Source organism: Plantactinospora siamensis (assembly GCF_042434095.1).
Lineage (GTDB): Bacteria > Actinomycetota > Actinomycetes > Mycobacteriales > Micromonosporaceae > KBS50.
In genome coordinates this window covers 6154-31269 of record NZ_JBHLUE010000036.1, presented here as the reverse complement: position 1 = coordinate 31269, position 25116 = coordinate 6154, and the positions used below count along the sequence as shown (strand labels likewise).

Genomic DNA, 25116 nt, shown 5'->3' with positions numbered 1-25116 from the left:
CAAAAAGCGATAACAGGGGGCCCTTCCTTACCACCAGACCTCAGTGGTGCTTGAGCAGTTGCAGCAGGTCGTACGACCAGATGCCGCGGCCGTGGGTGGCCGCGTACACCCGGAGGCCGAACGGCCCGGTCTTCACCTGGAGGGTGGCCGTGGTCGGCAGACCGCGACCGAGGACCGCCCAGTTCCGCTGGCCCGGCGCCCGGTACAGCACGCCGAGGTCGGTGCCCAGGACGAGCCCGCCGCCCCAGACGTACTTGACCGTGTTGGCGGGCACGTCCGGCAGGTTCGCCGAGATGTCCGTCCAGTGCGCACCGGCGTCGCGGGACTCGAAGACGTGCCCGACGCCCGCGCCCGGTCCCTCGGTCCACTTCCGGCTGAACCCGTTGATGGCCACGATGACGTGGTTCGGGTTCGTCGGGTCGACGTCGAAGCCGGAGACGTACCGGTTGGGCAGCGTGCCGTCCACCGGCAGGGTCAGCTGGTGCCAGCCGGTCCCGTCGGTGTGCCCGACGGCGATGCCCCGGGTGAAGCCCTGGTTGTTGCACGGGCCGCACCAGCCGACGTACGCCATGCCGCCGCTCGCGGCCACCCCGGTGGCCACGTGCCCGGCGCCGAGGTCGAAGGCGTTCTGCCACTCGTCACCGGACTGGATCTGCCAGCCGTGGTGCTGGATCCAGACGTGCTGGCCGCCGGCCACCCAGGTCTTGGGGTCCCGGGTGTCGTACGTGAACGGCGCGATGAACCGGGCCAGGCCCGCATCGGCGTCCGGCGGGGCGATCTCCCGGGTGGTGGCCTTCGACGGGTCCGCCAGCCACGATCCGTCGTTCACCGCGCAGTTGTTGGTGACCCGCATCTCGAGGTAGACGTACTCGGCGGCGATGTCGCAGCCCTTGACCGGGTTGACGATGGTGTCGCCACCGTCGCCGCCGAAGTTGGAGCCCATCACCCGGTCACCCGGGCGCTTGATGGACTCGCCGTTGTCCTGCAGGCCGCCGCTGATGGCCGTGCCGAGGCCGCGGTCCAGGCCCACGCCGACCGAGTAGTACTGCAGCGTGTCCATGGTGCCGTCGTTCAGCGACTTCCAGTCGGTGGCGTGGCCGGAGGCGTCGGCCTGGCCGCGGACCGGCCGCCGGAAGGTGCCGCCGTCGTCGCCGACCACCACGAACCGCTTGCCGTGGTCGGAGCCGATGGCCACCGAATGCTGGTCGGCGTGGGTGGTCTGGTGGCAGTCGCCGGTCTGCTTGCTCGGGTCGATGCTCCAGCACGGGAAGTAGAAGTTCCAGTACGGGCCGGGCGTCGTCCAGCTCGTCCCCGCGTTGGTGGTCTCGAAGACCTCCTCGAGGCCGAGGTAGACGTGGTTCGGGTCGGCCGGGTCCACCTGGAGGAACTGGTTGTACCAGGCCTGGATGCCCGGCATGTAGCCCGGGTCGGTGAGCGCCGAGCCGGAGGCGGCCAGCTTGTGGTAGTCGGCGATCAGCCGCCACGGACCGAACGGCGAGCCGCTGTCCGAGACGTACACGCCCTTGAGCGCGCTGTCCGGGTTGGCGAGCATCGCCGGCGACTGCTCGATGGCGTAGTACTTCGAGCCGTCCGCGGCCGGCGCCATGGTCACCGTGCCGACGTCCTGCGGGGCGCTGGAGATGTCGCCGGCCAGCGTGATCCGCTGCCAGCTGCCGCCGACCTTGGTGTAGAAGCCGTTGTACGCGTCGCCGCTGCGCCAGCCGATGGCCAGCACGATCCGGCCGTCCCGGCCCACCGCGATGTCGTTGGCGAAGTTCTTGTACGGCGCGTTCGGGTCGTTGGCCTGCGAGCCGCCCGGCAGGTACGTCGGGTTCGGGGCGAACTCCAGCGTCCAGGCGCCGGAGAGGGTACGCGTGGAGTGGCTCCACACGCCCCGGTTGGTGGCCACCCAGGCCCGGTCGCCGACAAACCGGAGCTTGCGGATCACCGTGCTCTCCAGCTCGGTGCCGCCCACCCGGTCGTGCGCGGCGAAGGTGCCGTGCTGCGGGTTGCGCAGCACGTAGACGCCGCTGCCCACGAACGCGGTGCCGCCGGTGTTGCCCTCGCCGGTGGCGTACCAGAGCCGGCCCCGGGCGTCCAGCCGCAGGTCGCCGGTGGAGCTGGTGGGCAGGCCGTCGGAGATGTTCCGCCAGTGACCGCCGCCGGAGCTGGACCGGAACACGCCGCCGTTGGCCGCGCCGGCGTACACGTTGCCGTTGTCGTCGGCGGCCAACCCGGTGACCCGGCCGGTCACCAGTCCGGAGCCGCCGGAGGAGTTGGAGTCGATGTCCCGGTAGCGGGGATCGTCCGAGTTGTACGGCAGGGCCGTCTCGTCCTTCCAGCCGCCCGAGGTGTGCGGGAGGGACCGCAACTGCGCCCAGGCCGCCGAGTAGGCGCCCGGGGCGATCGTGCCGGGGGCGCTGCGCGCCTCGGCGTACTGCTCGGCGGCCTCCATGATCTCGCTGGCGCCCTCCTCGTCCCCGTCCTCACCCGCGAGGGTGCGGTTCGTGGCGGACTTGGCGAACGTGTGGTGTGCCGTGCGGGCGAGGTCGCCCGCGGTCCCGGGTCGCGGGCTCGGCGGGCCGGCCAGTCCGGGAGTCCCCGCGGCGGTCAGCGCGAAGACGGACAGCGCGCCGACCAGCAGGAGCCTTGCCTGCCTGGTGGGCAGTCTTCCGATTGACAATGCCTTCCCCTTCCAAGGGGTGCGTCGGACAGGGGGTCCGGCGTGCACTGTCGCATTCTGGAACGGGTCCGATCGATGCGAAAGTCGTGGATGGGAAATCCGCCGTTCGGCTGATCGACCCCTCAGTCGGTCCGCGCCGGCGCGGCGTCCAGCTCGACGAACCGGCTGGCCTCGGTGAAGCCGAGCCGCCGGTAGAGCGCGATCGCGGCGGCGTTGTCGGCCCGCACGTTCAGCGCGATGTGGTCGACCGCCGGCCGCAACCGCCGGACCAGCGCGGTCACGGCGGTCCCGGCCAGCCCCTGCCCGCGTACGTCGGGACGGGTGGTGACGTTGCCCAGCGCGGCCACCCGGTAGGCGGGCGACCAGACGTGCACGCCGGCCACCGCCAGCAGCTCGCCGCCGCGGCGGATCCCCACGTACTGGCCGGTCTCCAGCATCCGGGCGTCGAACCAGTTCTCCGGGTACGCGGCCGCGTACAGCGCGGCCAGCTCGGCCAGGTCGGCCGGGCCCAACGCGACGACCGGAACGTCGGCGGCGGGCGCGGCCGGTCGGGGCTCGCCGGTGAGCGCCATCCGCAGGTGCGGCTCGACCGAGGTGATCCGCCGGTCGCCGGTCTCGAGCGCCTTCTCCAGTCCGATGCTCAGGTGCGCGTGGAACCGGGCCGGCAGCACGGGCTCGAGCTGGTCGATCAGCTCACCGGCCGCGCCGGCCGGGTCGCCGAACAGCAGCAGCGTCGCCGTGCCGGCGCCGTGATAGAGCAGCGCCACCGCGTCCTCCAGCGCGTACCAGGTGGTGTGCGGCCAGAAGAAGTCGTCCAGGTCGCCGAGCTCGTACGCGTGCCGGACCGGGTCGCGACTCAGCAGGGCGGCCAGCTCTGCCCGATCGTGCACACTCCGCATCCGCATGGCCGCCATGTTTGCACGGGGACTGCGCAGCTCAGGGGGCGGCCTTTAAGTTCCGCTTAACCGCGAATTAGAACGGGGTGTACGGGAAGTGATCAAGTTACTCCGCCGGGTAGCGTCCCCGGGCATCGTCCTTCAGGAGTGACCCAGATGCATACGAAGCGCACCCTCTATTTCGTCCTCGGCGCCCTCGGCGTGGCCGCGCTGCTCGGCGGCACGTTGCCGCTGCTGGCTGACGACTCCGGCAGCACGACCGTCGGGGCGATGGCGGACACGACGGCCACCCAGGTCGTCCAGGATGGCGACAACGGCGCCAAGACCACCCTGGCCACCTGCCCGCAGACCTGCGACAACAATCCCCGGGGCTGGCGGGACGCGGTGCTCGAGTTCGCCGTCACCGGGCTGCCGGCCTCGGCCGGCCACCTGCGGGCACGGCTGCGGCTGCACGCGTGGACCGACACGGCGGCCCGGGTGGCCGCGTACGGCGGCGGGCCGGCCGCCGACGGTCCCGGCGTGACCACCAGCCGGCCCAACCTGCCGCTGGCCGCCCAGCTGGACGTCAAGGACGCGGTGGTGAGCGGCTTCAACGAGTGGGACGTCTCGGCGGCGGTCCGCGGCAACGGGACGTACACGTTCACCCTGCGCCAGGAGACCCTCAACACCCGCGTCTACTGGGCGTCCCGGGAGAACCAGCGGGCGGCGATCCGCCCGGAGCTCACCATCACGTACGACAACTCGGGGCCGCCGGCCCCGTCCACCGCCCCGGTGCCCTCGGCCGCCCTGCCGGCGCCCAGCAGCGCCGCCCCGGCGCCCAGCCCGACCAAGGGTGACCCGAAGCCGTCGGAGGTGACCGTGACCCGCAGCCCGGCCGCGCCGACCAGCGCCGCCGCGCCCGGCTGGCGGCTGGTGTGGTCGGACGAGTTCAGCGGGTCGGCCGTGGACCTGAAGCGCTGGAACCTGCGCGGATCCGAGGGCCGGGACATCGACCGCGGGTGCAACACGAACAGCCCGAAGAACACCTTCGTCTCCGGCGGCCTGCTGACCCTGCGGGCGCTGCGCGAGCCGGCCACCTGCAGCTCGCAGCAGCGCCAGTACACGCAGAGCTACCTGGACACCATCGGCAAGGCGTCCTTCACGTACGGCCGGTTCGAGATGCGGGCCAAGTCGCCCAACGGGCCGACCAACTCCCGCGGCCTGTGGCCGGCGTTCTGGCTGCGCCCGAACGACGGCGGCAACGGGGAGATCGACGTGGTCGAGCTGCCCGGCGGCGCGCAGTACTACCGGGCCGCGACCCAGGCGATCTTCTGGGACTACACGCCGGTCAAGCAGGACCAGCGGTACCCGTTCGCCAAGGGCTACCCGGGGGACGGCTTCCACACGTACACCACCGAGTGGGAGCCGGGCCGGCTGCGCTGGTACATCGACGGGCAGCAGGTCTACGAGCGGGACCGCGGCACCACGCCCTGGTTCGACAAGGCGTTCTCGAAGCCGTACAACATCCGGCTGAACTTCCAGGTCGGCGGCTGGCTCGGCGACCCGGACGCCAGCACGGTCTTCCCGGCCGACTTCCAGGTCGACTACGTCCGCGTCTGGCAGCGCTGATGCCCACCCCACCCCGAACCCGTGTTGGTCATGGTTCTCGCTGCGAGATGTTTGCCGGATCGCGCAGTAAGAACCATGATCAACGCTGCCGGCCGGGGAGCGGGGGGTGAGCGGGCGGGTGCGGAACGTCGCCGGGGTGGCCTATCGTGACGGCCAGCGCGGCGCCGGGCGGGCCGCGCCGGGACGGGGGCGACGATGGCCGCAGGGTTCGACCGCGCCGACGACCCGCGGAGCCGGCGGGACGGGCTCGGCTGGGTGAGCCGGGCCGTGTTCCCGGATCCCCGGCTGTGGCTGGCGGTGCGCGAGCCGGGCGTCGCCGCGCCGCCGGGATGGCGGGTGGCCGCCCGGTACGCGGTCGTCCCGTCCGCGGACCGGGCCCGGTTCCTGCTGCCGCTCGCCTCCCGTCGCGTCGGCGCGGCCTCCACGCTCGCCTACAACGCGCTCCGCCCGCCGCGGGTGCGGGCCAACCGGCTGGCCGTCGGCGTGCTCGCCGGCCTCGGCGGCACGGGCTTGGCCGGCATGCCGGAGCTGACCGTCGCCGTGCCGGCGAGCCTCGATCCGGCCGAGGCGGTGCTGACCGTCCACCTCGGCCGGCTGCTGGAAGCGCCGCTGCACGCGGCGATCGGCATCCGGCCGCCGGATCCGCACCACAAGCCCACCCTGCAGCTCTTCGACGATCGAGGCCGGCCGCGGGCGTACGCGAAGATCGGCTGGAACGACGGCACCCGGGCGATGGCCCGGGCCGAGGCCGCGGCGTTGCGCCGGCTTGGCCGGTCCGCCGGCCTGCCCGACGTGCCGCGGCTGCTGTGCGCGTTCGACTGGGGTGAGCTGGCCGTCACGGTGCTGGAGCCGATGCCCGCGCGGGTACGCCGGCTGCGTCACCCGGACCGCCCCCGGCTGGCCGCCATGCTCGCGGTCGCGCGGCGCGGTGGGGCGCCGGGGCGGCCCCGACCGCTGGCCGGCTCGGCGTTCCTGGCCGAGCTGCGCCGCCGGGCCGGCTCGGCCCACCCGGACGGCGCCGACCGGGTCCGCCGGGCCGTGACGGCGCTGGCCGAGCGGCACGGCGGTACGACGATCGAGTTCGGCGACTGGCACGGCGACTGGGTCCCGTGGAACCTCGGCACCCACCGGCGCCGGTTGATCGTGTGGGACTGGGAGAACAGCGGCCCCGACCGGCCGGTCGGGTTCGACCTGGCCCACCAGGGCTTCCAGACCGCGCTGTCGATGCACGGCGCGCCGGCGGCCCGGGCGGCCGAGCGGATGTCCGAGGTGGTCGACCGGCACGGCCCGGCCCTCGGGCTGGGCCCGGATCAGCGCCGGCTGGTCTGCGAGGCGTACCTGCTCGAGCTGTGGCTGCGCACCTCGGAACTCGCCGTCGGCGGCGCCGGGTGGAACGACCGGCTGCACCCGGCGCTGCTCGACCTGCTGGCCCACCGGCCGACCGGCTGAGCCGCCAAACAACTGAGTGGCGGGACGGTCGATTGTGAACGCCGGATCAGTGGTGCCGATTCCCGCCAATCGGGCAAGGCGCCGCGAAAGGCTACCTGCGACGAGCGACCAATGCAGCAAAGTCCCACAATAATTTTCGGCTCCCTATCGCTGGAACGAATGTTCATCTACTGTTCGGTCCTTTGAGGGCAATTTGTGGGGTCCACAGTGCAGTGCCACGCTCCAGCTGCGGGGGTCAATGGTGCTCATCCTTTACGTATTCGCCGTGCTCGCGGTGCTGGTGCCGGTGGTGGTCACGCCACTGCTGGCCCGCTGGGCGCGGCCGTCACCGGCCGGGCCGGTCGGGCGGGTCCGCCGGGCCGCCGCGGCGCTGACCGACATCCTCGGCCCGGGGTGGGCCGCCCTGGTGGCGCTGCTGGCCGGCGCCGCCGCCGTGGTGGCCGTCTGCTGGCCGCTCGGTGAGGCGCTGTCCCGGCTCGAACCGGTGGTCGATCATCCGGTCTTCGACTACGTGCACGCCCGGCGCGACGCCGACTGGGCGCGGCTGACCGGCTTCGTCACCGCCATGGGCGACCGGGATCCGCTCAAGGTCGTCACGGTGGTGGCGGCCGTGCTGCTGGCCGTCGCCTGGCGGCGGCGCTGGTGGATCCCCGTCGTGGCGCTGCCGCTGCAGTTCGTCCTCGAGCAGTACACGCAACAGATCCTCAAGCTGGTGGTCGACCGCGGTCATCCACCCACCGATCTCGGCAGCTACCCGTCCGGCGGGTGCGCCCGGGTGCTGATGACGTTCGGCACCATCGCCCTGCTGGCGTCCTGGGCCTTCCGCATACCCCGGGCCGGGCGGGTCGGGCTGGTCACCGCGCTGGCCGTGCTCGCCTCGGTCGAGGCGTACACCCGAATCTATGCCGAGAAGCACTGGCTGACCGACGTGGTCGGCGGCCTGGTGTTCGGTTGGCTGCTGCTCGGCGTCCTGGCCGGCAGCCTGACGATCCTGGCCGGCCGGTCCGCTCCACCGGTCGTGCCGGATCCGGACGCGCCGGATCCGGGCGTACCCGCCCGGACGGCCGCGGCGGAGCGGGCACCCGCCTGACCGGCGCTGCCCGGCGGCTGCCGGCCCTCCGGCGGGCCGCTTCACACGGATCACCTTCGCCCCCGGCGCCGACCGGGCGGGCACCGACGGGATCGGGAAGAACGGGGCAACGACGTGACCACCCTTCTGGTCGCCTCCACCGGCGGCCACCTTGCCGAACTGCACGACCTCGCGCCCCGGCTGGGGGTTGCCGACGACTGCGTCTGGGTCACCTTCGACTCGCCGCAGAGCAGGTCCCTGCTCGACGGCCGGGAGGTCATCCACGTGCCCTCGGCCAGCACCCGGGACGCCGTCGGCACCCTGCGCGACTTCCTGGCCGCCCGGCGGGTGCTGCGGTCCCGCCGGGTGCGCCGGGTCATCAGCACCGGCGCCAGCGTGGCCATGTCCTTCTTCGTGCCGGCCTCGCGGGCCGGGCTGAGCTGCGCCTACATCGAGAGCGCCACCCGCACCTCCGGGCCCTCGCTGACCGGCCGGCTGGCGGCCCGGCTGCCCCGGGCCGAGCTCTACACCCAGTACGCGTCCTGGGCGGGCGGCCGGTGGCGGTACGGCGGGTCCATCTTCGACCCGTACCTCGCCAGCCCGGTGCCGCGACCCGCGACGCTCTCCCGGATCGTGGTCGCCCTCGGCACGCACGACCGGTTCGGCTTCCCCCGACTGCTCAGCCGGCTGGTGACGATCATGCCGACGAACGCCGAGGTGCTCTGGCAGGTCGGGTCGACCCGGATCCCGCGAATGCCGCGGGACGCCCGCCGCCAGGTCCCGTTCGACGAGCTCGAGCAGGCGATGCGGGAGGCCGACGTGGTCATCACGCACGCCGGGGTCGGATCGGCGCTGACCGCCATGCGCGCCGGTCGGCGGGCCATCCAGGTCCCCCGCCGGCAGCGGTACGGCGAGCACATCGACGACCACCAGGTGGAGTTGGCCCGCGAACTCGACCGGCGGGGCCTGGTCCTCGCCCGGGAGGCCGACGCGGTGACGATCGACGACCTGTGGTCGACCGCCGGCTGGGCGATCCGCACCGGGGAGGAGGTCACACCGTTCCGGTGGACGGAAGCCACCTGACCGATCGGACAGTCGGGGGTGGACTTCGGACACCTCCGACCTGCGCCCGGGCCGGCCCGGTCGGTTGATGACGCCGACCCGCCCGCGCCCACAAGCTACGCACGTTCACCGCTTCCTTTCCTTTGGGGGACCCGTGGTTGCGACAACACTCTTCCGATCCAGACGCCGCGCCGCCCTGCGCCGGCTCACCCTCGGGCTCGCCGTACCGATCCTGGCGCTGGCCGTGGTCGGGGCGCCGGCGCGGGCGTCCGGCCTGCCGCCGGTGACCAGCACCCTCACCTCGGCCAACCCCTCCGACACCACCCCGCACGCGAAGAACGGCGACGTCAAGGCGTTCGCCGAGATCGGCACCACGGTCTACGTCGGCGGATCGTTCACCACGGTGCGCGCGGCCCAGGACACGGACTTCACCACCCGCAACTACCTGTTCGCGTACGACCGCAGCACCGGGGCGTTGAGCACCTCGTTCCTGCCCGCCCTGGACGGCGCCGTACACGCCCTCGCGGTCAGCCCGGACGGCAAGCTCATCGTGGGCGGGGCGTTCGGCACGGTGAACGGGGTGGCCCGCAAGAACCTGGTGGAGCTCGATCCGTCCACCGGCGCCACCGTGGGCAGCTGGGTGGGTCGCAGCGACGGGGGACTGGTCCGCCGCACCATCGTGCGCGGCAACCAGCTCTACATCGCCGGCGCGTTCCACTGGGTCGACGGCACCCAACACTCCCTGCTGGCCCGCCTGAACGCCAGCACCGGGGCGATCGACCCCACCTTCCAGGTCGACGCGTCGGTGGCTCGGGCCAGCAGCGAGCTGGTCTGGGGGCTGGCGCTGGCGCCCGACGGCAACACCCTGGTCGCGGTCGGCAACTTCACCCAGGTCAACGGGCTGCCCCGCAACCAGGTGGTCGTGATCGACACGTCCGGCGCGCCCACCGTGGCCGACTGGAGCACCCAGCGGTACGTGGCGCCCTGCTACAGCGGAACGTTCCCGTTCTACGCCCGCGACGTGGACTTCTCCGACGACGGCAGCTACTTCGTCATCATCGCCGACGGCGGCCGCGGCGACGCGTACTGCGACGCCATCGCGCGCTGGGAGACCAACGCGCGGGGCAGCAGCCTGGACGCCACCTGGGTGGACTACACCGGCACCGACTCGGTCACCTCGGTCGAGGTGGCCGACAACGTGGTCTACGTGGCCGGTCACTTCCGCTGGCTGAGCAACGCCAACGGCAACGACTCGGCGGGCGCGGGCGCGATCAACCGGTACGGCTACGGCGCGCTGGACCCGATCAACGGGCTCCCGATGAACTGGAACCCGACCCGCTCGGGCGCGCCGTCCGGCACCACCGCGTGGGGACCGATCGTCTGGGAACTGTGGCGCGGCAGCACCGGGGTGTACGCCGGCTTCGACAACGACGGCGCCGGCAACGAGTACCACGGTCGGATGGCCATGTTCCCGTTGAGCGGCGGCCGGGTGGTCCCGGCGGTGAACGCGCCGAGCACCACTCCCGGCTACCTCTACCTCGGGGGCTCGGACGGGCAGCTCACCAGGGTGGCGTTCGACGGCGCCGCGCTCGGTGCGGCCACCGTCACCAGCCAGCCGAACCTCACCGGGGCCGGCGCGGCGTTCATCCTCGGCAACAAGCTCTACTGGTCGAAGACCGACACGGCCGCGCCCAACGGCAGCTACCTGGACGTCTCGGTCTTCAGCGGGGGATCCGTCGGCGCGCCGTGGATCTCCAGCGACTACAACTCGTGGTTCCGGGCGGCCACCATGACCGGGGCGTTCGCGCTGGACGGCCGGATGTACTACACGAAGGCCGGCGACAACCGGCTGTTCTACCGCTACATCGAGCCGGACGGCTACATCGTGGGCTGCACCGAGTTCACCCTGCCGAGCCAGGGCGTGAGCTGGGGCGCCGTCCGCGGCATGACCTGGGTGGCCGGCCGGATCGTGTACGGGAACACCGCGGGCTCGCTCTGGTCGGTGCCGTTCGACGGGTCCGCCGTGGACGGCGCCGCGGCCACCCAGGTGGACACCACGGCGGTGACCGCGGCCTGGTCCAGTCCGACGCTGTTCTACGCCACGAACTGACCAGCGTGCCGCCGCCGGTCCGCCGGGCCCGCACGGGCCCGGCGGACCGGCGCCGACCGACGCGCAAGGTGACGGTCGGAACACGGTCGGCGCATAATCGGCCACAATGGCCGGTCATCGCCGCGCCCGTCGACACCGCGGGCGCGACCTCCACCTGATGGGACTGATGTGATGGACGTGACGGACGCCGCCTCCTCCCGGCAGCGCCCGGTCGGCCTGGCGGAACTGGCACGCATTCCCCTGCGGCGCTGGCGCATCCTGTTCGGCAGCGTGTTGGTGCTGCTGCTCGCGGCCGTCGGCTACCTGTGGGTCGTGCCCGCCAGCTACACGGCCACCTCGGTCGTGGTGGTCCGGCCGGTGGTCACGGACCCGTTCACGCTGCCCTCCGGCGGCGCGGACCGGGCCGTCAACATGACCGCCGAGAGCGGCTTCGCCACCAGCAACGACGTCATCGACCGGGTGGCCGCCGCGGTGGGCCGGCCGGCCGACGAGGTGGCCGAGGCGCTGACCGTGGAGACGCCGGTGGGCGGGCAGCTGCTCCGGTTCAGCTACGCCGGCACCAGCGAGCGGCAGGCGCTCGACGGCGCCAACGGCGCGGCCGACGCCTACCTGCGGCTGCGCAAGGGAATGTACGAGAGCCAGCGTTCTGCCGTGCTCAAGTCGTACGAGGACACCATCGCGCTGGTCACCGCGCAGCGGACCACCGTGCAGGGCAAGCTGCCGAACGGCCGGTCGAACAGCAGCCCCAGCCCGCAGACCAGCGCCCTGCTGGACCAGCTGCGCGGGCTGAACGACCAGCTGGCGCAGCTCGCCGAGCAGCGCTCGAAGATCGCGTCGGCCGACCTGACTCCCGGCACGGTCACCGCGACGGCCCGGCCGCCGGTGCAGACCAGCCGGGACGGCCGGGCGCTCATCGTGCTGGCCGCGCTGCTCGGCGGGGTGCTCGTCGGCGCCGTGCTCGCGCTGGTGCGGGAGTCCTTCGACCGCCGCATCCGATCCGCTGACGACGCGGCCGAGCTGATCGGGGCGCCGATGCTCGGGTCCGTTCCCCGGCCGGGGCGGCGGGGGCTGCCCGAGCCGGAGCTGCGGTACCTGGCGCTGGCGGTCGAGCGGTGGACCGGCGATCGGGACCGCCCACTCGTGCTGCTGGCCGACGGGCCGGGCGCCGTCCGTACCCAGCTGGCCGCCGGCCTGGCGGCGACGCTGGCCGAGGCCGGCGACCGGGTCCGGCTCGGTGCGACGGCCGAGGACCTGCGGTCGATCCGCCCGGCGCTGCTGACCGCGCAGCGGCGGATTCCCACCGTCCCGCCCGGCGCCGCCGACCGACCCGGACCGGCGCGCCGGCCGGCGCCGGCGGCGAACGGTCGCGCCGATACCGCGGCGGCGTCAACCGCGGCACAACCCGGCGGCGCACCATCCGGCACCGCACCATCCGGCATCGCACCATCCGGCATCGTGCCGGCCGACATCGTGCCGGCCGGCGGCGCGCCGGCCGTGGCGCGCACCGCCGGCCAGGCGGGTTCCGGCGAGCCGGACGCGCCGACGGTCGTCGTTCCGGCGGTTGATCCGGCCGCGGCGCCGCCCGCCCGCCGGCCGCGGCCCTACCCGGCCCGGGAGTCGAACAACGGCGCCGTATACCGGTCCTTCACCCTGGAGGAGGAGCCGGTCGCGGAGCGCCGGCCAGCCGAGAGCGGGTCGGCGCCGCCGGCGGCCCCGGCCGAGGCCATGCCGGCCACGGCCGTGCCGACCGACCCGATGAACATCGGGCTCCGGTCGGGCGGCTCGGCCGAGGCATTGTCGCTGGACCAGAGCCTGCTGCGGATCGGCGCGGGCCGGGTCCAGCTGGTCGGCATCGACGCGCCGGACGGCGAGGGCACCCTGTTGATCACGGCGCCCGACGGGGACCAGCGCGGCGTCCGGGCCGCCCGGCTCGGCGTGGCCGTCCTCGTGGTGGCCCGGGACCGTACCCGCAGCCGGCAGCTGGACCGGTCGCTCAGCCGGCTGGCGGCGGCCGGGGTCCGGCCGGTCGGCTTCGTCCTGACGGGAGACGGGCGTGCCTGAGCCGGATCGTTCCGCACCGGGACCGACCGACGCCGCCGACCGGTATCCCCCGGTGACCGCGGTGGTCGCCACCCGGGACCGGCCGGGGCTGCTGGAACGGGCGGTCCGCGCCATCCTTGCGCAGGACTACCCGGGCGAGCTCGAATGCGTGGTGGTGTACGACCACGTGGACATCCGCCCGCTGGACGTTCCGGTGCCGGCGAACCGGACGCTGACCTACCGGAACAACACCCACCGGCAGGGCCTGCCCGGCGGCCGGAACACCGGCGCGGACGTGGCCCGGGGGGAGCTGATCGCGTTCTGCGACGACGACGACCTGTGGCTGCCGGCGAAGCTGCGCCGCCAGGTGGAGCTGCTGGCCGCCCGGCCGGACGCCGCCGCGGCCGGGTGCGGCATCCGGCTGCGCGGTCCGGGCATCGATCGGGAGCGACGACTGTCGATCCCGGAGGTCACCCTGCCGCACTTCCTCGCCGACCGGGTGATGGAGGTGCACTCCAGCACCGTGCTGGTCCGCCGGTCCACCTGGGACGCCGTCGGCCCGGTCGACGAGGAGATCCCGGGCGGGTACGGCGAGGACTACGAGTGGCTGCTGCGGGTGGCCGCGCACGGTCCGGTCGTGCTGGTGCCCGAGGTGCTGGTGGAGGTCGACTGGCACGGCGGATCGTTCTTCTTCGGCCGGTGGGCGTTGATCGTCGAGGCCCAGCGGTACCTGCTGGACCGGCATCCGGAGCTGGCCGGCAGCCGCACCGGACTGGCCCGCATCCACGGGCAGATCGCGTTCGCCCTGGCCGCCGGCCACCGCCGCGGGGAGGCGCTCCGGGAACTCGCCCGGGTCGTCCGGCTCAACCCGTACGAGAAGCGGGTCCTGGTCACCCTGCCGGTGGTGCTCGGGCTGCTCTCCGGGGAGCGGGTGCTGGCCCTGGCGCAGCGCCGGGGGCGCGGTGTCTGACCGCCACCCCGTCCGGCCCGCCCGCCCCGCCGGGACGCCGGCGCCGGTCCGCGAGCTGCCGCTGTGGCCGCTCACGCTGATGTTCGGCCTGGTGCCCCTCTGGTGGGCGGTGGGCGCCTTCTACCTCGGCTGGAGCGCCTTCGGCGTGCTCCTGCTGACGCTGCTGGTGGTCCGGGGGCGGGTGGCGCTGCCGGCCGGCACCGCCCTGTTCCTGATCTTCCTGGCCCTGGCGGCGCTGAGCTTCACCCGGCTCGAGCGGACGACCGCCTACCTCAGTTCGGGACTGCGCTGGGGTCACCTCGGCACGGCGCTGGTCGTCTGCGTGTACGTCTACAACCTGGCCCGCGACGGCGTCCCCTGGGAACGGGTGCTGCGCCCGCTCGCCCTGTTCTGGCTGGGCGTGGTGGCGCTGGGCTGGCTGGCCGTGCTGCTGCCGACGCTGTCGCTGCCCAGCCCGACCGAGGCGGCGCTGCCGGCCGGGGTGGCCGGTCAGCGGTTCATGCAGGCCATCACGCACCTGCGGCTGAACGAGTTCAACCCGGTGTCGCGCAACCCGATCTACCGGACGGCCGCGCCCTTCCCGTACACCAACAACTGGGGGACGGCGTACGCGCTGCTGGTGCCGTTCATCCTGGCGTACCTGTCGGCGGCGCGCCGGGGTCCGTTCCGGACGCTGCTGCTGGTGTCCCTGCCCGCGTCGGTGGTGCCGGCATTCTTCACCCTCAACCGCGGGATGTTTCTCGGCCTCGGCTTCGGGCTGCTCGTCCTGGCGATCCGGGCGCTGGTCCGGGGCAACGCCCGGCTGATCGCGTCGATCGGCGGCGTTGTGGTGCTGATCTGGATCGTCAGCCTGGTCGTCCCGGTTCAGGACATGATCAACGCCCGGGTGAGCAGCACCGACACCAACGTGGACCGGATGGACCTGTACGTCCGCACCTGGGCCGCCGTGCGGGAGTCGCCGCTGCTCGGCTACGGCGCGCCGCGGACCGTCGACACCACCATCGCCGAGGATCCGCTGGGCACCCAGGGCCTGCTGTGGCAGGTGCTCTACAGCTACGGCATCCCCGCCATGGCGGCCGTGCTGGGCTGGTTGGTGTGGGTGGCCATCCGGCTGGGCCGGGCGGTTTCCACGGCCGGGCAGTGGCTGAGCATCATCCCGCTCATCGCGCTGGTGGTCATCCCGGTCTACTCGTACATCGACCCGAACCTGTCCGTGCTCTGCTACGCCGTCGGCGTGGGGTTGGCCGCGGTGGACGGTCCGGTGAACCGGACCCTCCGCGCCGCGGGCCCGCCGCGTCGCCCCACGGCGCCGGCCGGTCCGGCCGGTCCGCTTCGGCCCCCGCCGGCCGGGTGGCCAGCGCCGGGCGGGTCCGGCGCTGTCGCGCCCGGACCGGCGGCGACCCGCTCCGGTACGGCGGTTGCCGGATCCGGTACGGACGCGGGCGGATCCGTGCCGCCGTCGGCCGACTCCCGGCCGGTGGTGGCGACCGCCGGGCCGGTGGTGGCCGCGTCCGGGTCGGTGGTGGCCGACTCCGGGCCGGTGGTGGCCGTGTCCGGGCCGGTGGCCGTGTCCGGGTCGGTGGTGGCCGCGTCCGGGTCGGTGGTGGCCGACTCCGGGCCGGTGGTGGCCGTGTCCGGGCCGGTGGCCGTGTCCGGGTCGGTGGTGGCCGCGTCCGGGCCGGTGGTGGCCGCGTCCGGGCCGGGCAACGGGCGGTCGGCGCCGCGGCGCGTACCGGATCAGGTCGGTGGATCGACGGAGGAGGCACGATGAGCGCACCCCGGCCCGTCGCGGCGCCCGGACCGGACCGGACCGGCGACCCGGCTGCGGATCCGGCGGTGGCGGCAGCCGCGGACCCGGCGGCGGATGGCGGCGCGGACCCGGTGGTCGCCGGCGGCGCGGACCCGGCGGCGGACGGCGGCGCGGACCCGGTGGTCGCCGGCGGCGCGGACTCGGCGGTCGGTGGCGGCGCGGACTCGGCGGTGGGTGGCGGCGCGGACTCGGCGGTGGGTGGCGGCGCGGACTCGGCGGTCGGTGGCGGCGCGGACCCGGCGGTGGGTGGCGGCGCAGACCCGGCGGTCGGTGGCGGCGTGGGTCCGGCCGAGGGGCGTCGCGAGCTGCGCGGGACCGCCCGCAGCGGGTCGGTGGCGCTGCTCGGCGCGGCCGTCAACGGCCTGCTCGGGTTCGTGCTCACGGTGGTCATCGTGCGGGCGTTCGGCCCCGCCGGCGCCGGAAAGTTGTTCACCGCGATCGGGGTGGTGAGCATCCTCGGGGTGCTGTGCTGCGTGGGCGCGGACACCGCGCTGGTGTGGTCGCTGTCCCGGCGGCGGCGTGGACCCGGCGGCGACGCCGCGCGGCTGCTGCCGGTGGCCCTGCTGCCCCCGCTCGCGGTGACCGCCGCGGTGACGGCGACCGGCATCCTGCTGGCCCACCGGCTCGCGCCGCGGCTGTTCGACGGCGGCGGCGTGGGCCTGCTGCGACTCGCCTTCGCGGCGCTGCCGGCGATCGTGGCGCTCACCCTGCTGCTGGCCGCCGTTCGGGCGGTCCGCCCGGTGACCGCCGTGGTGGCCGTCCAGTACGTCCTGCTGCCGGCCGCCCGGCCGGTGCTGGTGCTGGCGGCCGCGGCGACCGGCGCCGGGCTGGTGGCGGCGTTCGCCGGCTGGCTGCTGCCGGTGGCGGCGGCAGTGCTGGTGGCCGCGGCCCTGCTCCTGCGGCCGCTCGCGCTCACCACCCGGGGCGTGCTGCGGCCGGTGGCCGCCGACTGGCGGCTGATCTGGCGGTTCGCGCTGCCCCGGGCCGCCTCGGCGGCGATCGACGCCAGCAGCATGTGGCTGACCGTGGTGCTGACCTCGGCGCTGGCCGGGTCGGCGCAGGCCGGCATCTTCGGCGCGGCCGGCCGGTACGCGCTGGCCGGCCTGCTGATCATGCAGGGGCTGCGGGTGGCCGTGGGGCCGCAGCTGTCCCGGCTGCTCGGCGCCGCGCGGCGCGCCGACGCCGCGGCGATCTACCGCACCGTGACGATCTGCGTGATCGCCCTGTCCTGGCCCGGGTACGTGCTGCTGGCCACGTTCGCGCCCGGGTTCCTCGGCCTGTTCGGCTCCGGCTTCCCGGCCGGCGCGACCGCGCTGACCCTGCTCGCCGCCGCCATGCTGGTGAACTCCGGGGTCGGCATCGTGCAGACCGTCCTGCTGATGAGCGGCCGCAGCGGACGGCACCTGCTGGCCACGGTGGCCGGGCTGGTGCTCACGGTCGGGTTCGGCGTCCTGCTCATCCCGCGGCACGGCGCCGGGGGCGCCGCGCTGGCCTGGACGGCCGGCATCGTCACCGAGAACGTGCTGGCCGCGCTCGCCGCGCGGGCCGTGCTCGGCGTGCCGCTCTTCGACCGGCCGGTGGCGCTGACCGCCGTCCTGGCCGGCGGCGGCGCGGCCGGGCTGGCGGCGGTGGCCGCGCTGCTGGCCGGGCGCGGCGTACCGGGACTGGCCCTCGCCATCGCGTTGTTCGCGGCCACCGCGGCCGTGGCGTTGGCGAACCGCCGCGTCCGGGCGCTCGCCCGGACGGCGTGGTCGATGATCAGACCGAGCCGAGGAGGGGCAACGCCATGACCATGAAGGACCGGGTCAAGGAGGCGGTGCCGGAACCGCTGCGGGTCGGCGTACGCCGCACCCTTACGCGGTACGGCGAGCGGACCAGCGACCGGCGGCCGCTGCCGGACTTCCTGATCGCCGGCACCAAGCGGGGCGGCACCACCTCGCTGTGGCGCTACCTGCTGGCGCACCCACTGGTGCCGCGGCTCTTTCCGGCCTGGAACACGAAGACCTCGCACTACTTCGAGGAGAACTGGGGCCGGGGCGAGGCGTTCTACCGGTCGCACTTCCCGACCCGGCGGCAGCGGCTCGCGCTCGAGCGGCGGCACGGTGGCCCGAGCCGGGTCGGCGAGGCCGCGCCGCTGTACATGTTCCACCCGCTCGCGCCCGAGCGGGTGGCGGGGCTGCTGCCCCGGGTGCGGCTGATCTTCCTGCTCCGCGACCCGGTGGAGCGGGCGTACTCGCACTGGAAGGAGCGGCGCACCGAGGGGACCGAGCCGCTGGAGTTCGCGGCGGCGCTGGCCCGGGAGGAGGAGCGGACCGCGGGGGAGCGGGAGCGGCTGATCGCCGACCCGTATCACGTGAGCCGGCCGTACGACTGGTACACCTACCGGGCCCGGGGCCGCTACCTGGAGCACCTCGAGCCGTGGCTGGACCGCTTCCCGCCCGAGCAGCTGCTCATCCTGCCGAGCGAGACGCTGTACCGGGAGCCGGCCGCGACGTACGCCCGGGTGCTGGACTTTCTCGGCCTGCCCCCGCACGAGCTGGCTCGCTACGAGGTGTTCAACGACCGCCGCAGCGCGGCGCTGGACCCGGCACTGCGGGCGGAGCTGAGCGCCTATTTCGCGCCACACAACGCGGCGCTCGAGCGGCGGCTGGGGATGCGGTTCGACTGGTCCTGACGCGCCGCGCGGCGTTGCAGGGTGCGCGGCCGTAGCCGTATCGGGCGGGACTGGCCTGCGACTATCCGCGCCGGCAGTCGTCAAACGGACTGCGCCGGCCGCGGGTCGGAGCGCATCGTGAGGGCTGGACACCCCGGCCCGGGGTAGGTCGAGAGGGAGGCCGTCATGGAGCCGGACAGGCGGTTGGCGCTGGACCCGCCGGAGCGCAGCGCGAGCGAGGCGACCGGACCCCGGCTGCTGGGCCGGGTCTACCGGCCAGATCCGCGGGACTGGTCGCTGTCGCGGCTCATGGAGATCGCCGAGCCGCCGGACTCGATCCGGCAGCGGACCATCGAGCAGGTGTTGAGCGAGACCACGTACTTCACCGACTGGCCGGCGTACCTCGTCTTCTGGCGCTGGCTCAAGAAGCAGGCCGGCGGCGCCCCGCCGGCGCCGGGCCCGACGCCGGCCGGCGACTCGACCCCGGCCTGGCAGCTGCCGATCCAGCTGGACCAGGGCGACACCGGGCACTGCGTGGGCTTCGGCTGGTCGGGCTGGGTGGACGCCACGCCGGTCCCGGGGGAGTATCAGAACGCCGACGCGCACGCGCTGTACTACGAGTGCAAGGTGATCGACGGCGAGCCGCGGGCGGAGAACGGCTCGACCGTCCGGTCCGGGGCGTTGGCGCTGCGCAACCGGGGCCGGCTCGCGGCGTTCGCGTTCGCGAAGTCACTGGCCGAGATCGACCAGTGGGTCAACGCCCAGGGCTCGGTGGTGGTCGGCACCAACTGGACGGACGACATGTTCCACCCGGACGCCGGCGGCTATGTGAAGCCGACCGGCAAGGTGGCCGGCGGACACTGCTACGTGCTGCTGGACCGGCTGGACGACGAGCAGGCGTACCTGTTCCAGAACTCGTGGGGCGCCGGCTGGGGCCAGCACGGCCGATTCAAGATCAAGTGCTCGGACTTCGACGGCCTGCTCTCCGCCGACGGCGAGGCCTGCTGCGCCGCCGAGCTCCCACACTGATACGAAGGAAGGGCCCCTTGTTATCGCTTTTTGTATAGCAAGGGGCCCCTCTTAACGCCGACCTCCGGCTTTTCGGGAGAGCCGCTCGGCGTGCTCGTGTTCCAGCCGGGTGGCGAAGCGCAGAAAGTCGGCCAGCCGGGCCAACGTGTCGGCGTCCAGACCGCGCAGGTACGCCTCACCGTCCTGGACGAGCGACCCGTACACCTCGCCGGCCAGCTTCCACGCCCGGTCGGTGGGGCGTACCACGACCCGGCGCCGGTCGCCGGCGTCGCGTTCCCGGACCGCGTAGCCGGCCCGTTCCAGCCGGTCGATGGCGGTGGTCACCCCACCAGTGGTGAGGCCGGCGGCGTCGGCCAGCTCGCCGGGGCTCAACGACCGGCCGCCGAGGATGAGGTCGAGGCACCGCATGTCGGTGCGGTTCAGCCCCAGGTGCTCGGCCACCCGCTGGTCGAAGACGTCCAGCGAGCGCTGGTACTCCCGCATGGCCACGCCGACCTCCGCCACCAGCGCGGCCTGCTGATCATGCTCGGCCTGCCCGGTCCGGGACGGCGTACCGGAGTCGGGCGGATCCGACGTGCCGGTCGACTCGTTCGACGTGCTCACGGCGAACATCTTACGGTCCTCTTGTCTCTAGAATTTCTAAGCGCTAGATTCGCCAACAACTAGAACTTCTAGAGATTGGACGACCATGCGCGTTGTGGTGATCGGCGCCGGCACCGGCGGCATGTGCCTGGCCCACGGCCTGCGCCGGGCCGGCATCGAGGTGGCCGTGTACGAGCGGGACCGCACCCGCGCCGACGGTCTGCACGGCTACCGGGTCGGCATCGACCCCACCGGCAACCGGGCGTTGCACGCCTGCCTGCCACCCGAGCTGTTCGCCACGTACCTGGCCACCTGCGCCCGGGCGCCGCGGTACTTCAACGTGCTGACCGGCCGGATGCGCCGGACCGCCACCTTCCCGCTGCGCCCCGACACCGACCCGGTGCGCAGCGAACGCTCGGTGTCCCGGATGACGCTGCGGCAGGTGCTGCTGACCGGGCTGGACGAGGTCGTGCGCTTCGACAAGACGTTCACCCACTACGAGCGGCACCCCGACGGCACGGTGACGGCGCACTTCGCCGACGGCACCTCCGACACCGGCGACCTGCTGGTGGCCGCCGACGGCACCCGCTCGGCGGTGCGCCGGCAGCACCTGCCGGCGGCCCGGATCCGGGACACCGGAGTCGTGTCGATCACCGCGAAGGCGCCGCTCGGCCCGGAGCTGCGCGACGCGCTGCCGGCGGAGGTGTTCCAGGGCCTGTCGCTGATCTTCGCCGGGCGCGGGCTGATGGGCATCCTGCACGTGATGGAGTTCGGCTGGGACGAGCGGGGGACGCCCAAGGCCGGGATCGGCACCGCCGACGCCGACCTGATCGCCCGCTGGCCCGGCCTGCTCTACGACAACACCCGGGACTACGTGAACCTGGCCGTCTGGAGCGCCGCCGAGCGGTTCCCCGCGGACGTACGGCAGCGGCGCGGCGCCGAGCTGCTCGACCTGGCCGGCGAGCTGACCCGGGACTGGCATCCCACGCTGCGCGGGATCTTCGCGGCCAGCGACCCGGCCAGCTGTTTCCCGGTCTCGCTCGCCACCTCGGAACCGGTCCGGCCGTGGCCCACCAGCACCGTCACGCTGCTCGGCGACGCCATCCACACCATGACCCCGGGGCAGGGGGTCGGGGCCAACACGGCGCTGCGGGACGCCGCCCTGCTCACCCGACAGCTGTCCGCGGCCGCCGCGGGGGAGAAGCCGCTGCTGCGGGCCGTCGCCGACTACGAGGCCGAGATGATCCCGTACGGCTTCGCCCGGGTCGCCGACTCCCTGCACAACAACGGCACCAGCGGTGACGATCCGCTGTACCGGCCGGTGGCCGGGCGGTTCGCCCTGGCCGGCGCCCGGACCTATTTCGGGCTGTCCAGCCGGGTGCCGCCGCTGCGCCGCCGGTTCCTCGCCAACCTGTACGACTACCGCGGCGCCTAGCCGGCCCTGGTCGCGCGGCGCCGGTCGCGCGGCGCCGGTCGCGCGGCGCCGGTCGCGCGGCGTTAACAGGGGACCCCTGCTATACAAAAAGCGATAACAAGGGGCCCTTCCTTTCAGCCCCGGCTGCGGTGGGACCAGACGTCGGCGAGGGCGGTGGCGAGCGACACCAGCACGAAGGCGATGGTGACCATCAGCGCCTGGCGGACCGCGCTGGCGTACCCGATGCCGGGCCGGCCCAGCGCGGAGAAGAACACCGAGCCGACCCCGGCGATGCCGAGCGCCGCGCCGACCCGCTGGCCGGTCTGCAGCATGCCCGCGGCGCTGCCGGCCTGCGGCACCGGCACCTCGGCCAGGGTGAGCGTCTGGTTAGGGGTGATCACCAGGCCGCTGCCGAGCCCGGCCAGCGCCAGCGGCGCGGCCATGGCCAGCGGCGCGCCCCGACCGGGCACGAAGTGCAGCACCAGCACCACCGCGCCGAGCCCGACGGCCACCAGGCCGAGGCCCGCGGCCACCAGCGGCCGGCCGTACCGGTTGACCACCCGGCCGCCGAGCGCCGACGACGCGGCGGCGCCCAGCGCGAACGGGGTGATCGCCAGGCCGGCCACCAGGGCGCTGTACCGCAGCCCGCTCTGCAGGTAGAGCGTGAAAACGAAGAAGATCGCGGTGAACCCGGCGAAGTAGATGAGGCCGATGAGCGAGCCCAGCGTGTACGAGCGGATCCGGAACAGCGCCAGGTCGAACACCGGTTGGCTGTGCCGGCAGTACCGGCGCTCCCAGCCGACGAACCCGGCCAGCACCGCGAACCCGGCCACGACCAGCAGCCACTTCGGCCAGCCGGGCCACTGCTGGATCTCCACCAGCGGCAGCAGAATGAGCACCACCCCGACGCCCAGCAGGGCCACCCCGACCGGGTCCAGACTTTCCCGGCTGGGTCTGGCCCGGGACGGCAGCAGCTTCATCGCGAACGCGATGGCGGCCACGCCCACCGGGATGTTGACGTAGAACACCCAGCGCCAGCCCTCGTGCGCTCCGAACGCCTGGATCAGCAGGCCGCCCAGCAGCGGACCGACGGCCGTGGAGATGCCGATGGTGGCGCCCAGCAGGCCGAACGGGCGGCCCCGCTCGGCCGGCGCGAACAGCTGCTGGATCAGGCCGGTCACCTGCGGATTCACCAGACCCGCCGCGCCGCCCTGGACGAGCCGGGCGCCGATCAGCCACTCGGGGGAGCGGGCCAGCCCGGCCACGGCGCTGGCGAGGGTGAACAGCGCGAGCCCGAAGACGAAGATGTTGCGCCGGCCGCGCGCGTCGCCGTACCGGCCGGCCGGCACGAGCACCAGGCCGAAGGTGAGCGCGTAGCCGGAGAGCACCCACTGCAGGGCGTTCGGTCCCGCCCGCAGCGACTGCTGGATGGACGGGACGGCGACGTTCACGATGCTGACGTCCAGCAACGTCATGAAGGCCGCCACCAGCCCGAGGGCGAGCGCCTGCCAGCGCTGCCGGTCGGTGAGCCGGACCGGGGGGTGGTCGCTCACCTGATCACGCGGGCTGCACGGCGCACCAGCGCGGACCGAAGTCCAGGCCCTCCAGCGGCGAATCCTCCCGATGCAGCAGATTCTTCTCCCCGAGCAGGTGCAGCGGGCCGTGGATGTCGTCCTCCGCGATCCCCGACTCCCGCGCGATGGCGTCCGGGTACGGCACCTCGCCCCGCGCCTCCAACGCGGTCACCGCCCCGTACACCCGCTGTTCCGCCTCCGACAGATCGACGCCCTGCATGATGGCCTCCTCGCCCCCCGGTCCGCGCAGTCCGCGGACCGCCCGGATACCCGGTCGGGGGCGAATGATGCCGGGAAGCCCCGGTCGCTGATCATGGCGGCCCGGGTGGCCTACCCTGCTCGGGTGGACGCATGGGATGTCGTGGTGGTCGGCGCCGGGCCGGCCGGCCTGTCGGCCGGCTACGAGGCGGCGCGGGCGGGCGCCCGCACGCTGGTGCTGGAGCGGGCCGAGCACCCCCGGTACAAGACCTGCGGCGGCGGGCTCATCGGCACCTCGCTGGCGGCCGTGCGGGACCGGATCGAGGTCCCGGCCGAGGACGAGGTGAACCGGATGACGTTCACCATGAACGGCCGGCACGGCTTCACCCGGCGGTACGATCGCCCGCTGCTGGCCATGGTCCGGCGGGAGCGGTTCGACGACCGGCTGCGCGCGGCCGCCGTGGCGGCCGGCGCGCAGGTACGGCAGCGGACGCCGGTCCGGGCCGTCGAGCAGCATCCCGACGGCGTACGGCTGCGGCTGGCCGGCGGGGACGAGGTGGCCGCCGGCGTCGTGGTGGGCGCGGACGGCTCCTCCGGGGTCACCGCCCGGCACGTGGGCGTCGAGTACGAGCAGGTGGACCTCGGGTTGGAGCTGGAGCTGCCCACCCCGGCCGACCAACGCGAGCGCTGGCGCGGCCGGGTGCTGCTGGACTGGGGACCGCTGCCCGGGTCGTACGCCTGGGTCTTCCCCAAATCCGACCGGCTCACGGTGGGGGTGATCGCGAGCCGGGGCAGCGGTGAGGCCACCCGGCGCTACCTGACGGACTTCGTCGAGCGGCTCGGGCTGACCGGTGTCGAGGCCCTGCAGGACTCCGGGCACCTCACCCGGTGCCGCACCCCGGCCTCGCCGCTGCACCGCGGCCGGGTGCTGGTGGCCGGGGACGCGGCCGGACTGCTGGAGCCGTGGAGCCGGGAGGGGATCAGCTTCGCGCTGCGCTCGGGCGCCCTCGCCGGCGCCGCGGCCGCGGCCGGCGACCCGGAGCGGTACGTGGCCGGCGTGGACGCCGAGCTGGCGCCGGAGATGCGCGCCGGCCGCCGCATGCTGGCGGCCTTCAGTCGGCACCCGGGCGCCTTCCACGCCGTGGTGGCCACCCCGCCGGGATGGCGGCTGTTCGCCCGGTTCTGCCTGGGCGAGACCTCGTTCGCCCCGATCGTCGACCGGCTGCCGGTGCGGACCGCGCTGAGCCTGCTGAGCTGAGCCGCAGGGCCGATCCCGCGCCGCCGGTCCGATCCGCCGGTGACCCGGTCCGGTCCGCCGGTGACCCGGTCCGATCCGCCGGTGAGCCGACCCGACCGGCCGGCGGCTCAGGCCTCGACCGGGACGCGGCCGCGGGCGAAGGCGTCGACCCGGCCCCACCGGCCGGGGATGTCCAGCAGCTCGATCCGGCCCATGCTGGTGGGCAGCGCCGGGTCCACCGCGAGGTGACCCTCGTGCGGCTCCAGGCCGAGCATGGTGCGCAGCAACAGCAGCGGCGCGCCGCTCGACCACCCCTGCGGGCTGCACGACAGCGGATGCTGCACCGGATACCGGGTGGCCCGCCGGTCGTACCCGGCGAAGGCGGTGGGCAACCGGCCCTCGAAGAGCTCGGCGGCGGACAGGATGCCCTCGGCGACCCGGGCGGCCTCCTCCACGAACCCGTACCGGCGCAACCCCCACGCGATGAAGGAATTGTCGAACGGCCACACCGTCCCCGTGTGATAACCGATCGGGTTGTACCGACCCTCCCCCTCGGCCAACGTCCGAACCCCCCAGCCGGAGAACAACCGGTCACCCATCAGATGCGCCGCCACCTTGCCCGCCCGCTCCTCGGTGACGATCCCACTCCACAACAGATGCCCGATGTTCGAGGACAACGCGTCCACCTGCCCACCCTCGGCATCCAACGCCAACGCGTAATACTCCCCATCG

General features: G+C 74.0%; 19 protein-coding genes. 13 read left to right on the top strand and 6 right to left on the bottom strand.

Annotated elements, in window-relative coordinates; translation table 11 throughout:
- Positions 1-40: 40 nt before the first annotated feature.
- Together ACFFHU_RS31090 and ACFFHU_RS31085 are read right to left on the bottom strand one after the other, a co-directional pair.
- The gene (locus tag ACFFHU_RS31090; RefSeq protein ID WP_377344112.1) at positions 41-2683 is read right to left on the bottom strand and encodes a glycosyl hydrolase; all 2643 of its coding nucleotides are present in this window, start codon (positions 2681-2683) and stop codon (positions 41-43) included.
- 122 nt (positions 2684-2805) lie between these two features.
- Positions 2806-3588 (bottom strand): GNAT family N-acetyltransferase, encoded by a 783-nt coding sequence (locus ACFFHU_RS31085; RefSeq protein ID WP_377344111.1) that lies wholly within the window; start codon positions 3586-3588, stop codon positions 2806-2808.
- 147 nt (positions 3589-3735) lie between these two features.
- Here ACFFHU_RS31085 and ACFFHU_RS31080 point away from each other — a divergent pair, with 147 nt between their 5' ends.
- From ACFFHU_RS31080 to ACFFHU_RS31030, 11 genes are all read left to right on the top strand, one after another.
- Positions 3736-5187 (top strand): family 16 glycosylhydrolase, encoded by a 1452-nt coding sequence (locus tag ACFFHU_RS31080; protein ID WP_377344110.1) that lies wholly within the window; start codon positions 3736-3738, stop codon positions 5185-5187.
- Positions 5188-5382: 195 nt separating this feature from the next.
- The gene (locus ACFFHU_RS31075) at positions 5383-6636 is read left to right on the top strand and encodes a hypothetical protein (RefSeq protein WP_377344109.1); all 1254 of its coding nucleotides are present in this window, start codon (positions 5383-5385) and stop codon (positions 6634-6636) included.
- Between the two features lie 238 nt (positions 6637-6874).
- Positions 6875-7726, top strand: a complete 852-nt coding sequence (locus ACFFHU_RS31070; RefSeq protein WP_377344108.1) for a phosphatase PAP2 family protein — start codon at positions 6875-6877, stop codon at positions 7724-7726.
- A 114-nt stretch (positions 7727-7840) separates the two neighbouring features.
- A complete protein-coding gene (locus ACFFHU_RS31065) occupies positions 7841-8788 on the top strand; it encodes a glycosyltransferase (protein WP_377344107.1) in 948 nt (315 codons plus the stop codon).
- 175 nt (positions 8789-8963) lie between these two features.
- Complete coding sequence (locus ACFFHU_RS31060) at positions 8964-10877, top strand: delta-60 repeat domain-containing protein (RefSeq protein ID WP_377344228.1); 1914 nt, start codon at positions 8964-8966, stop codon at positions 10875-10877.
- A gap of 171 nt (positions 10878-11048) precedes the next feature.
- The gene (locus ACFFHU_RS31055; RefSeq protein WP_377344105.1) at positions 11049-12938 is read left to right on the top strand and encodes a YveK family protein; all 1890 of its coding nucleotides are present in this window, start codon (positions 11049-11051) and stop codon (positions 12936-12938) included.
- Positions 12931-13887, top strand: coding sequence for a glycosyltransferase family 2 protein (locus ACFFHU_RS31050; RefSeq protein WP_377344104.1), 957 nt, complete (start codon positions 12931-12933; stop codon positions 13885-13887). The genes ACFFHU_RS31055 and ACFFHU_RS31050 overlap by 8 nt, the downstream gene beginning before the upstream one ends.
- Positions 13880-15658: an O-antigen ligase family protein gene (locus ACFFHU_RS31045; RefSeq protein ID WP_377344103.1), complete on the top strand. Its 1779-nt coding sequence runs from the start codon at positions 13880-13882 to the stop codon at positions 15656-15658. The genes ACFFHU_RS31050 and ACFFHU_RS31045 overlap by 8 nt, the downstream gene beginning before the upstream one ends.
- A complete protein-coding gene (locus ACFFHU_RS31040; protein WP_377344102.1) occupies positions 15655-17487 on the top strand; it encodes a polysaccharide biosynthesis C-terminal domain-containing protein in 1833 nt (610 codons plus the stop codon). The genes ACFFHU_RS31045 and ACFFHU_RS31040 overlap by 4 nt, the downstream gene beginning before the upstream one ends.
- A 2-nt stretch (positions 17488-17489) precedes the next feature.
- Complete coding sequence (locus ACFFHU_RS31035) at positions 17490-18371, top strand: sulfotransferase domain-containing protein (RefSeq protein ID WP_377344227.1); 882 nt, start codon at positions 17490-17492, stop codon at positions 18369-18371.
- Between the two features lie 165 nt (positions 18372-18536).
- Positions 18537-19379, top strand: a complete 843-nt coding sequence (locus ACFFHU_RS31030) for a C1 family peptidase (RefSeq protein ID WP_377344101.1) — start codon at positions 18537-18539, stop codon at positions 19377-19379.
- A 51-nt stretch (positions 19380-19430) separates the two neighbouring features.
- Here ACFFHU_RS31030 and ACFFHU_RS31025 read toward each other — a convergent pair whose 3' ends face one another.
- Positions 19431-19982, bottom strand: a complete 552-nt coding sequence (locus ACFFHU_RS31025; protein ID WP_377344099.1) for a MarR family winged helix-turn-helix transcriptional regulator — start codon at positions 19980-19982, stop codon at positions 19431-19433.
- A gap of 85 nt (positions 19983-20067) precedes the next feature.
- On the opposite strand from ACFFHU_RS31025, the gene ACFFHU_RS31020 reads away from it, so the two are divergent.
- The gene (locus ACFFHU_RS31020; protein WP_377344097.1) at positions 20068-21396 is read left to right on the top strand and encodes an FAD-dependent oxidoreductase; all 1329 of its coding nucleotides are present in this window, start codon (positions 20068-20070) and stop codon (positions 21394-21396) included.
- 113 nt (positions 21397-21509) lie between these two features.
- Here ACFFHU_RS31020 and ACFFHU_RS31015 read toward each other — a convergent pair whose 3' ends face one another.
- Both ACFFHU_RS31015 and ACFFHU_RS31010 read right to left on the bottom strand, forming a co-directional pair.
- Positions 21510-22850 (bottom strand): MFS transporter, encoded by a 1341-nt coding sequence (locus ACFFHU_RS31015; protein ID WP_377344225.1) that lies wholly within the window; start codon positions 22848-22850, stop codon positions 21510-21512.
- A gap of 82 nt (positions 22851-22932) precedes the next feature.
- Positions 22933-23169 carry a hypothetical protein gene (locus ACFFHU_RS31010; protein WP_377344095.1) on the bottom strand — a complete coding sequence of 79 codons (237 nt, stop codon included), beginning with the start codon at positions 23167-23169 and terminating at the stop codon, positions 22933-22935.
- A gap of 123 nt (positions 23170-23292) precedes the next feature.
- Here ACFFHU_RS31010 and ACFFHU_RS31005 point away from each other — a divergent pair, with 123 nt between their 5' ends.
- Entirely contained in the window at positions 23293-24405 is a 1113-nt protein-coding gene (locus ACFFHU_RS31005; RefSeq protein WP_377344094.1) for a geranylgeranyl reductase family protein, read from the top strand.
- A gap of 107 nt (positions 24406-24512) precedes the next feature.
- Here ACFFHU_RS31005 and ACFFHU_RS31000 read toward each other — a convergent pair.
- Positions 24513-25116: amylo-alpha-1,6-glucosidase (locus tag ACFFHU_RS31000; protein WP_377344093.1), on the bottom strand; the 604-nt coding region annotated here is incomplete at its 5' end.